The organism is Corallococcus llansteffanensis, from assembly GCF_003612055.1.
GTDB lineage: Bacteria > Myxococcota > Myxococcia > Myxococcales > Myxococcaceae > Corallococcus > Corallococcus llansteffanensis.
This window is the reverse complement of the sequence record NZ_RAWB01000438.1, coordinates 1-8,514: the sequence shown is the minus strand read 5'-3', so window position 1 is coordinate 8,514 and position 8,514 is coordinate 1. Positions and strand designations below refer to the sequence as shown.

The 8,514-nt window shown below is 70.2% G+C and carries 10 protein-coding genes; 5 read left to right on the top strand and 5 right to left on the bottom strand.

All coding sequences use genetic code 11. The annotated features are described in order from the left end of the window. On the top strand, positions 1–1,390 hold a 1,390-nt coding region (locus D7V93_RS47495; protein ID WP_208723212.1), incomplete at its 5' end, for a rhodanese-like domain-containing protein. Positions 1,391–1,456: 66 nt separating this feature from the next. On the opposite strand, the gene D7V93_RS31105 is transcribed toward D7V93_RS47495, so the two are convergent. Both D7V93_RS31105 and D7V93_RS31100 read right to left on the bottom strand, forming a co-directional pair. Continuing rightward, positions 1,457–1,903, bottom strand: a complete 447-nt coding sequence (locus D7V93_RS31105; protein ID WP_120646835.1) for an organic hydroperoxide resistance protein — start codon at positions 1,901–1,903, stop codon at positions 1,457–1,459. Positions 1,904–1,942: 39 nt separating this feature from the next. Then, positions 1,943–2,377 (bottom strand): MarR family winged helix-turn-helix transcriptional regulator, encoded by a 435-nt coding sequence (locus D7V93_RS31100; RefSeq protein WP_120646834.1) that lies wholly within the window; start codon positions 2,375–2,377, stop codon positions 1,943–1,945. Between the two features lie 147 nt (positions 2,378–2,524). On the opposite strand from D7V93_RS31100, the gene D7V93_RS31095 reads away from it, so the two are divergent. Together D7V93_RS31095 and D7V93_RS31090 are read left to right on the top strand one after the other, a co-directional pair. Beyond that, positions 2,525–3,307 (top strand): HipA family kinase, encoded by a 783-nt coding sequence (locus tag D7V93_RS31095; protein ID WP_120646833.1) that lies wholly within the window; start codon positions 2,525–2,527, stop codon positions 3,305–3,307. Beyond that, positions 3,285–3,683 carry a DUF3037 domain-containing protein gene (locus D7V93_RS31090; RefSeq protein ID WP_120646832.1) on the top strand — a complete coding sequence of 133 codons (399 nt, stop codon included), beginning with the start codon at positions 3,285–3,287 and terminating at the stop codon, positions 3,681–3,683. The genes D7V93_RS31095 and D7V93_RS31090 overlap by 23 nt, the downstream gene beginning before the upstream one ends. Before the next feature lie 24 nt (positions 3,684–3,707). Here D7V93_RS31090 and D7V93_RS31085 read toward each other — a convergent pair whose 3' ends face one another. Then, positions 3,708–4,184, bottom strand: coding sequence for an SMI1/KNR4 family protein (locus D7V93_RS31085; RefSeq protein WP_120646831.1), 477 nt, complete (start codon positions 4,182–4,184; stop codon positions 3,708–3,710). A gap of 4 nt (positions 4,185–4,188) precedes the next feature. Continuing rightward, complete coding sequence (locus tag D7V93_RS31080; protein WP_244237627.1) at positions 4,189–4,794, bottom strand: hypothetical protein; 606 nt, start codon at positions 4,792–4,794, stop codon at positions 4,189–4,191. 154 nt (positions 4,795–4,948) lie between these two features. Between D7V93_RS31080 and D7V93_RS31075 the strand changes: the two genes are divergently transcribed. Continuing rightward, entirely contained in the window at positions 4,949–6,376 is a 1,428-nt protein-coding gene (locus tag D7V93_RS31075; RefSeq protein WP_120646830.1) for a matrixin family metalloprotease, read from the top strand. A 163-nt stretch (positions 6,377–6,539) separates the two neighbouring features. Further along, positions 6,540–7,511, top strand: a complete 972-nt coding sequence (locus D7V93_RS31070) for an endonuclease/exonuclease/phosphatase family protein (RefSeq protein WP_120646829.1) — start codon at positions 6,540–6,542, stop codon at positions 7,509–7,511. 7 nt (positions 7,512–7,518) lie between these two features. Here the strand turns inward: D7V93_RS31070 and D7V93_RS31065 are convergent, their stop codons facing one another. Then, positions 7,519–8,325 carry a J domain-containing protein gene (locus D7V93_RS31065; RefSeq protein WP_120646837.1) on the bottom strand — a complete coding sequence of 269 codons (807 nt, stop codon included), beginning with the start codon at positions 8,323–8,325 and terminating at the stop codon, positions 7,519–7,521. Positions 8,326–8,514 lie beyond the last annotated feature (189 nt).

The window sequence follows — 8,514 nt, the reverse complement described above, 5'->3', positions numbered from 1 at the left end:
CCCGCCCCCTGACGCCATGGCCCCGCACGTCAACACCGTCCTCTTCCAGATGAAGTGGAAGACCGAGCTGCGCGCCAGCGGCTCGATGACGCCCCGGGTGCCAGTGCTGTTCGTCGCCGAGCAGGGAAGAGCGCTGCGCGTCATCGACATCCGGGAGAAGGAGGAGCTCACGGGCCTGATGGGCCACATCCCCGGCTCGCTCTGGGTGCCGCTGGAGCGCATCGCGGAGGTGTACCAGCGCCTGGGGCCGGACGTGCCCGTGGTGCTGGTGTCCCACAGCGGCCGGCGCGCGGGGCTCGCGGCGCAGTTCCTCCACGCGCTGGGCATGCAGTACGTGGCGGCGCTCGCGGGCGGGATGCTCGCGTGGCGCAGCGCGGGCTACTCCTCCACCCGCCATCCGCACATCTTCGAGCGGAGCCTGGACACGCCCACCTTCGAGGAGGAGGGCCCCATCGCAGGGCCGCTGACGAAGGAGCACATCGAGCGGCACGTGGGCGACCCCAGCCAGGTGCGCTGGGCGCGGCTGGCCATGCTGCTCACCAACGGCCGGCGCTCGTGCGTGGACGGCCGCGACGAGCAGGGCGTCATCGGCACGCCGGGCGGCGACGCGGGTGAGTTCCTGCTCGCGCTGGCCAGCGTGGAGCGCATCACCGGTACGACGCTGGATGACCGCACGGTGGAGGAGTTGCTGCTCCAGGAGCTGGAGGTGTTCGGCCGCTTCTACATGCACACCGACACGCACGCGTGGGAGAAGCTGGTGGCCTCCATGGCGGGCGACCGGCGCTTGTCCAACAAGCCGCTGCCGTCGCTGCAAGACGAGGCGGGCTGGCACACGCTGCTGGCACACCCGGCTCCGGAGGCGCGGCCCGCGCTGCTGGAGCACCTGCTGGAGCCCGCGCACCTGGGCTGCGGCCACCTGAAGCTGATGCTCACGCGGCCGCAGGACTACGGCGTGCGGCCGGACCTGGTGCGCTCGTTCCTGCGCGCGTACCACGACCTGCGCTGGAACGGCATGCCGGAGCTGGAGTTCGTCACGCTCGCGGGCGCGCACGACGAGGCGGCGGTGCTGAGCGTGTACGTGGAGCAGGAACTCTGGGACATGTCGTCCATCCCGCTCGTGTCCCCGTCGGTGGGGCCCAAGCAGGTGTTCGTCGCGCACCCGCAGGTGGCGGCGAAGCACCGCGACCACTACGTGGAGTTCTTCCGCCGCCTGCCCCAGCTGGTGAAGCTCGCGCCCCACCACGTCGAGCCCCTGCGCACGGAGATGAACGCCATCGCCGCCACGCAGCTGGGCCACACGCTCCAGCACCTGGCCAAGGGGCTGCCCGTGTTCGAGGCGCGCTTCGAGGGCGGCGACAAGGTGCGCGTCGTGGAGGCGGGCAAGGTGTAGCGCCCCCTGACGTCCCGGGCTCGCGCGTGCGACCTGCGCGGAGGCCCGGGGCGGGGGTGTGACGGACTACTCGGCGACGGAGACCTTCACCTCGATGTTGCCGCGCGTGGCGTTGGAGTACGGGCACACCTGGTGGGCCGCCTCCATCAGCTTCTGCGCCTCCTCGCGGGGCACGCCGGGCAGGATGCCCTGGAGCTCCACCGCGAGGCCGAAGCCGCCCTCGGGCGTCTTGCCAAGGGTGACGGTGGCCTTCACGCCCGCCTTCTCGTCCAGCTTCTTGCCGGCCTTGCCCGCCACGAGGCGCAGCGCGCTCTCGAAGCAGGAGGAGAAGCCCGCGGCGAAGAGCTGCTCGGGGTTGGTGGCCGTCGTCTTGCCGGAGCCGCCCAGCGACTTGGGCATCGCCAGCTCCAGGTTGTCCAACGGGCTCTCGGTGAGCGTCAGCCGGCCGTTGCGGCCGCCGTGCGTGGTGGCGGTGGTGGAGTAGAGCTTCTCGGCGAGGGTGACCTGGGCCATGGGGTGCTCCTTCAGGGGACTGCGTTGGGTTTTCAGGGACTACTTGGAAACGTTCTCGAACAGGCGGAGGACGTCCCGGCGCAACCGGGACAGCTCCTCCAGGGAAAGGCCGGTGCGGCAGGCGATGGCCTCCGGGATGGACGTGGCCTTGCGGCGCAGCGCGCGGCCCTGCGGCGTGAGCGACACGCGCACCGACCGCGCGTCCTCCTTGGAGCGCTCGCGGCGCACGAAGGCCAGCGTCTCCAGCCGCTTGAGCAGGGGCGTGAGCGTGCCCGAGTCCAGGTACAGCTTCTCCCCCAGCGCCTTCACCGTCACGCCGTCCGTCTCCCACAGCACCAGCATCACCAGGTACTGCGGGTACGTCAGCCCCAGCTTCGACAGGAGCGGGGTGTAGGCCTGCACCATCGCCCGCGAGGCCGCGTAAAGCGGGAAGCAGAGCTGGAGGTCCAGGCGGAGGAAGTCTTCCGGCGACATGGGAGATATGTAGTGCACAATTGAATTGCGCGCAACTGAATTGGAGTGGCGTGGGAAGGTCGGGTGCGTGCCGGTGTGTTCCCCGGTGGGCAGGGGTCGTGGTACAGCCGCCACCCCGGGGTGCCCGGGAACCGCCGAGGACGAGGGATGCTCAGGACGATCACCGCCACGCGCTACGTGACGCCCTTGCGCGAGGGGGGCTCACTGCCCGCCATCGTGGAGGCGAACGACGCGGGGCTCTATGTCGTGAAGTTCAGGGGCGCGGGCCAGGGCGCCAAGGCGCTCATCGCGGAGCTGCTGGCCGGAGAGCTGGCGCGCGTGCTGGGGCTGCGCGTGCCGGAGCTGGTGTTCGTGGAGCTGGACACGTCGCTGGGCCGCAACGAGCCGGACAGTGAGATCCGCGAGCTGCTCAAGTCGAGCGCCGGGTTGAACCTGGCGTTGGACTACCTGCCGCGCTCGGTGACGTTCGATCCGCTGGCGGTGCCGGTGCCGGAGGCGCAGGTGGCGTCCGCCATCGTGGCGTTCGACGCGTACGTCACCAACGTGGACCGCACGCCGAAGAACCCGAACCTCCTGGTGTGGCACCGCAACCTCTGGCTCATCGACCACGGGGCGGCGCTGTACTTCCACCACTCGTGGGCCGGGTGGGAGGAGCGCAGCCAGGGGAGATTCGCGCCCATCAAGGACCACGTGCTCCTGCCGTGGGCGCACGGGCTGGCGGAGGCCGGGGACCTGCTCAAGCAGCGGGTGACGCCGGAGGTGGTGGAGCGCATCGTCGGCGCGATCCCGGAGGCATGGCTGGGCGAGGAGCCGGCGTTCGCCTCCACGTCGGAGCACCGCGCGGCGTACGCGACGTGGCTGCTGCGCAGGCTGGACGCGGCGCCGGCGTTCATCGAGGAGGCGACGCGTGCCCACGCCCAGCTCGTTTGATTACGCCATCATCCGGCTGGTGCCCCGCGTGGAGCGCGAGGAGTTCATCAACGTGGGCGTCGTCCTGTTCTGCGTGCAGCACCGCTTCCTGGGGGCGCGCGTGGAGCTGGACGAGGCGCGGCTCAAGGCGCTGTCACCGGACGCGGACGTGGAGCTGTTGAGCGGGCACCTGGAGAGCTTCCGCCGCGTGTGCGTGGGCGGGAAGGAAGCGGGGCCCATCGGACGGCTGCCGCAGAAGGAGCGCTGGCACTGGCTGGTGGCACCGCGCAGCACCATGCTCCAGACGGGCCCCGTACACGTGGGCCTGTGCGACGATCCGGACCGCTCGCTGGAGCACCTGCTGGACACGATGGTGCGCGTGAAGCCCGCGAGCTGATTCACGGTCCGTGCGCCCTGGTCGTCATTCCTCCTGGAGCTTCTTTAACCAGAACCAACGCCCGCTGGAGCGCAGCGCACCTTCGAGGAACTCGGAGAACGAGCCGGAAATCTGCGCGCAGTAGGCCGGGTCCGGGAACCCTTCGCGGTAGCCATCGCGAAGGGGATAGCGGCCGTCGTGCTGCTGACTCACGTCGAGCAGGATGTAGTTGCCATCCCGGACCTCACAGGCCGCGTACCAGGATGCGGGCCCGGACCTGTCGGTGTCGTCCTGGAGCATGACCACGCGCGCACGGCGAATCATCGCCAGCGGGATGAAGGCGAACGCGGGGTCGATGCGGTCAAACAGGTTGGCGCCGTCGCAGTGCAGGTAGAAGGCGCGAAGGTCCGGATCCAGGCGCCATCCCATCCGTTGCTCGAACGTTTCAATCTGTGCCGGAGTCGCGGGCGGGTTGGGGAAGTGGAGGCGCGACACCTCCTCGAGCAATGCGGTCATCGCCATGGGTCTACTCGCCATAGGGGTAGTCCACTCCGGTACTCGTCCATGGGGGCTCATTCGCGTAGCACTGGTTGTAGAGCCCATTCAGCGTGTCATGGATGTCCTTGGGGAACGGGATGATGTTGTCCCAGTCGGTCGGGTTGCCACCGTGCTTGAGGTCCCGGATGTGATGCCCCTGGTAGGGCTTCCCGTTCGCTTCGCCAGGCCATGCGCCGAAGCGTTCCGCCCATCGATTCCGGAATCCCTCGCGGATGTTGTCCCAGCGGTCACGGGATGCGGCGTTCTGCCCGGGGGTCAGCGTCGCGTAGTTGCAACAGCACCGCGTCATCCCGAACCGACTCCCGGCCCGGACAAGCGTGCCCTGGAAATCCATCTTCACGTCCGCCAGCCACATGCAGCCCTGGAGGACGTGCCCGCTGCCGGCGCACTTCTCCTGGCAGTAGTTCATGAGCTGCGCGCTGCACTGCCAGGGGCCGTAATAGATGACGGTGCGGAACTGGCCTCCGCCCGGCACGTTCACCAGCGGGCCCACCCACTTGCGGACCGCACCGGCAGCGGAGGGCAGCGGTGCTTCGGCGCAGGCCGACAGGAGCAGCGCTCCCGCCAGGGCCACGGTGCAGCGCCAGGAAGGCGCCCTGCGTTGGGTTCTCATGGAGCCCAACGCTAACGATTTTCCCGTGTCACCGTTTCAACGGCTCTGACGGGTTTCGGCCTGTCAGACGCTCCCGCTACAACGGGGGCGCCCTCCCCAGGTGTCGGGAGGGTCCATGCGAAAGGTGCACACGTTGCGCTCCATCCAGACGCTTCTTCGTTCCGTCGTACTGCTGGGCACGTTGGGCGGCGCCGCTGCGTCCGCGGCGGACCTCGTCCCCGAAGCGCGCAAGGGCGCGCAGGGCCCCCAGGTGGAGGCGGCCTTCCGCCACCTCCAGGCCCATGGCTACTTCCCCAACGCGGAGCTGGCACGGAAGTACCCCGGCTTCCGCCCCGCCGTGGCGCGCGAGCCCGCGCGGCCCGACCTCTTCGATGGCGCGATGGAGGCCGCGCTCAAGCGCTTCCAGGAGGCGCAGGGGCTCCCCGTCACCGGCGCGCTGGACGCGGCGACGCGCGGGCTGATGCAGCGCTCGCGGTGCGACTCGCCGGACCTGTACGGCTTCAACGCGCGCACGGCGGGCCTGGCTTCGTTCGTGACCGTGAGCAGCTGGCCGCAGACGAACCTCACGTTCGCCTTCCTCAACGGGACGCCGGACCTGAGCGCCAATGATTCGCGCGGCGCTGTCATCGGCGCGCTCCAGCGCTGGCAGGCCGCGGCCCCCGTGGCCTTCACCGAGGTGGGCGGCGGTCCCGTGGACCTCTACGTGTCGTGGCAGTACGGCGACCACGGCGACGGCAACCCGTTCGCCGCCTCCACGCTCGCCCACGCCTACTACCCCAACTGCTCCAGCCCCTACAGCTGCTCGGCGCTGGCCGGCGACGTGCATTTCAACGACGGGTTCGGCTGGACCGTGAACGGGACGAACTACGACCTGCGCAGCACCGCGCTGCATGAGCTGGGGCACTCGCTGGGCCTGGGGCACTCGCCCGACGCGGGCGCGGTGATGTACGCGTACTACAACGGGAAGATCGACCTGCAGCCGGATGACCTCAATGGCATCCGTTCGCTCTACGGCGTCTTCCGCGACACGCGCACGTTCGACGCGGGCTTCTACCTGGCCCTCAACGGCGACCTGAGCGCGGCCTTCGGCAGCAACGTGGGCGCCGCCTCGCGACACTGGATCGACACGGGCCGCTCCGAGGGCCGCGCCGCGTCCCCCGCGTTCCAGGTGCAGGAGTACCTGGCCCGCCACGGCGACCTCCAGGCCGCGTTCGGGACGAACTACCCGGCCGCGCTCGCGCACTGGACGCAGAACGGCATCACCGAGGGACGTCAGGGCTCGCCCGCGTTCAGCGCGCCCTACTACCTGAGCCTCCACGCGGACCTGCGCAATGCCTACGGCAACAACTACCGCGCGGCCCTGGAGCACTGGGTGAACGCCGGACTCAATGAAGGCCGCCGGGGCTCGCCGGAGTTCGATCCCCAGTACTACCTCCAGGCCAACCCGGACGTGGCCGCGGCGTATGGCGCCACCAACTACCGCGGCGGCCTCATCCACTGGCTCATCGCGGGCCGGAGCGAAGGACGGCGCGGCGCTCCGTAGCGCTGAAGAACGGGCAGGCAGGCGGACGGGCGCTTCGTCCGCTTGTCGGCACATGGAGGCGGCTCCGGGAGGAATCCCGGCCCTGACGCTGCGAAGGGGTCTGGACGTTCGTAGCTTTGCCTCCCACCTTTCACCGCGAGAACCGGGAGGTGGCCACAGGCCCATGGACGCATCCTCACTGCGCATCGTCACGTACAACGTCCGCTACTTCGGCCACATGCTGAAGGGGCTGGCGAGCACCGTGGGACCCAAGCGACGGGTGGCGGCCGCCCTGGCCACGCTGGATCCGCTGCCGGACGTGGTGTGCCTCCAGGAGGTGGAGACCTCCTCGCTGCGCAGCAACATCGTCCACCGGCAGACACGCCCCGGGGAGACGCAGCTGGAGGCGTTCATGGAGCGCCTGGAGGAGACGTTCGCGCTCCAGGGGCGGGAGATGCCCTACGAGGCGTTCTACTTCCGCGCGCACCACTACAAGCTGGGCGAGCTGTCGCTCTACACCACCGGGCTCGCGATGCTCATCAACACGCGCACGCTCCAGGTGGACACGCACAACGTGGCCGCGCCCGAGCACATCACGCACCACCACGTGCAGGGCCTGAAGGACCGCAAGCAGAGCCGCATCTGCGCGCACATGCGCGTCTTGCGCCGGGACGACGGACGCGCCTTCCACGTCTTCAACACGCACCTGAGCCTGCCCACGCCGTTCTCCCGCGAGTTCTGGGCCACGCGCGACAAGATGGGCTGCGGCGTCAACCAGCTCCACGAAGCGCGCAAGCTCACCGACTTCATCCACCTGCACGCGAAGCAGGAGCCGTTCGTGGTGTGTGGGGACTTCAACTCGCCGCCGTCGTCGCCGGTGTACCGCTACCTCACGGGCGATGCGCGCCTGACATGCGCGCAGGCCGCCGTGGGGCAGATCGACCCGAGCCTGGCGCGTGCCTTTCCCACCGCGGGCTTCATGCACATGCGCATGCACCTGGACCACCTGTTCTCCGGTGGCGGCGTGAGCTGGCTGGACGCGGACGAGACCCGGCCCTTCGGCGACCTCACCGGCCGCTTCCACGGGCTGTCCGACCACGTGCCCCTCATCGCGCGCTTCCGGCTGGAGCCCTCGGCTCCGGGGCTCGCCAGCTGACGCGCCTTCAGGGCGGGTCCTTCTCCAGCGCCTCCCACGCGTCCAGGAGCTCGCGCGTGCGCCGCTCCGCGAGCGCGTGGAACTCCGGCGCGAGGTGCGCCACCTTGTCCGGATGGTACTGGGCGATGAGCGCGCGGAACGCCTTGCGCGCCTCGTCCTTCGGCGTACCCCGGGCGATGCCCAGCACCGCCCACGGGTCCTTCGCCTCGGGCTCGGCGGGGGAAAACACTCGGTGTCCGCGCGGCGGGGTGTCGTCGGAGCGCGGCGGTGCGTCCTCGCGCGCGCTGGAAGCGCCATGGCGCGGCGGTGCATCCTCTCGCGCGCTGGCGGGCCCGTAGCGCGGCGGCGCACGGGGCGCGGGTTCGGCGCGGCGGGTGCCCGGGCGCTTCGCGGGGTCGGGCGCGGGGATGCGCGGGGTGAGGCGGCTCAGGGCCTCCTGGAGGAACCACAGGTCCTCCGCGGGGGTGCCGTGCTTGCGCACCACCGTGCGGGGCTTGCCGTCCTCCAGCAGCAGGTACCCGGTGGCCGCCGCGTAGGCGCGCTTCCGGTCGTCCGGGTAGAGCCGGTCCCCCAGGTCCCCCAGCGGGTCGCGCCACATTCCCTCCGTGGTGCCCTCGTCCGCCACCAGCACCTGGGACAGCACGCCGCCGTAGACGTCCTCCAGCGCGGAGAAGGGCTCGCGCGCCTGCGGTGGGCGCGTCATCGCGGCGCCGTGGCGCATGCCCGTCACCAGCAACAGCCCTCGCGACGCGTCCACGAACGCGAAGAGCTTCTCGCGCACCTGCTTGTCGGAGAAGTAGAGGACGGCCTGCACGTCCACCCATCCTGTGGAAGCCCCCGGCGTTTCTCAACCGCCCCCTACTGGCTTCCGTCGCCTTCCTGGACCTTCGCCCAGGGTGGGCCCGGACCCTGAATTCCCGACAACCCGGAGCGATGCGGCTCGACCCCGGGACGGGCTTGCGGAAGAGTCACCCCCTCTTATGCGCTGCTGCCACCGCCACGC

Coding starts and splice junctions, on each gene's coding strand:
- D7V93_RS31105 (WP_120646835.1), bottom strand. CDS start 1,903: ATGGCCCAGGTCACCCTCGCCGAGAAGCTCTACTCCACCACCGCCACC.
- D7V93_RS31100 (WP_120646834.1), bottom strand. CDS start 2,377: ATGTCGCCGGAAGACTTCCTCCGCCTGGACCTCCAGCTCTGCTTCCCG.
- D7V93_RS31095 (WP_120646833.1), top strand. CDS start 2,525: ATGCTCAGGACGATCACCGCCACGCGCTACGTGACGCCCTTGCGCGAG.
- D7V93_RS31085 (WP_120646831.1), bottom strand. CDS start 4,184: ATGGCGATGACCGCATTGCTCGAGGAGGTGTCGCGCCTCCACTTCCCC.
- D7V93_RS31075 (WP_120646830.1), top strand. CDS start 4,949: ATGCGAAAGGTGCACACGTTGCGCTCCATCCAGACGCTTCTTCGTTCC.
- D7V93_RS31070 (WP_120646829.1), top strand. CDS start 6,540: ATGGACGCATCCTCACTGCGCATCGTCACGTACAACGTCCGCTACTTC.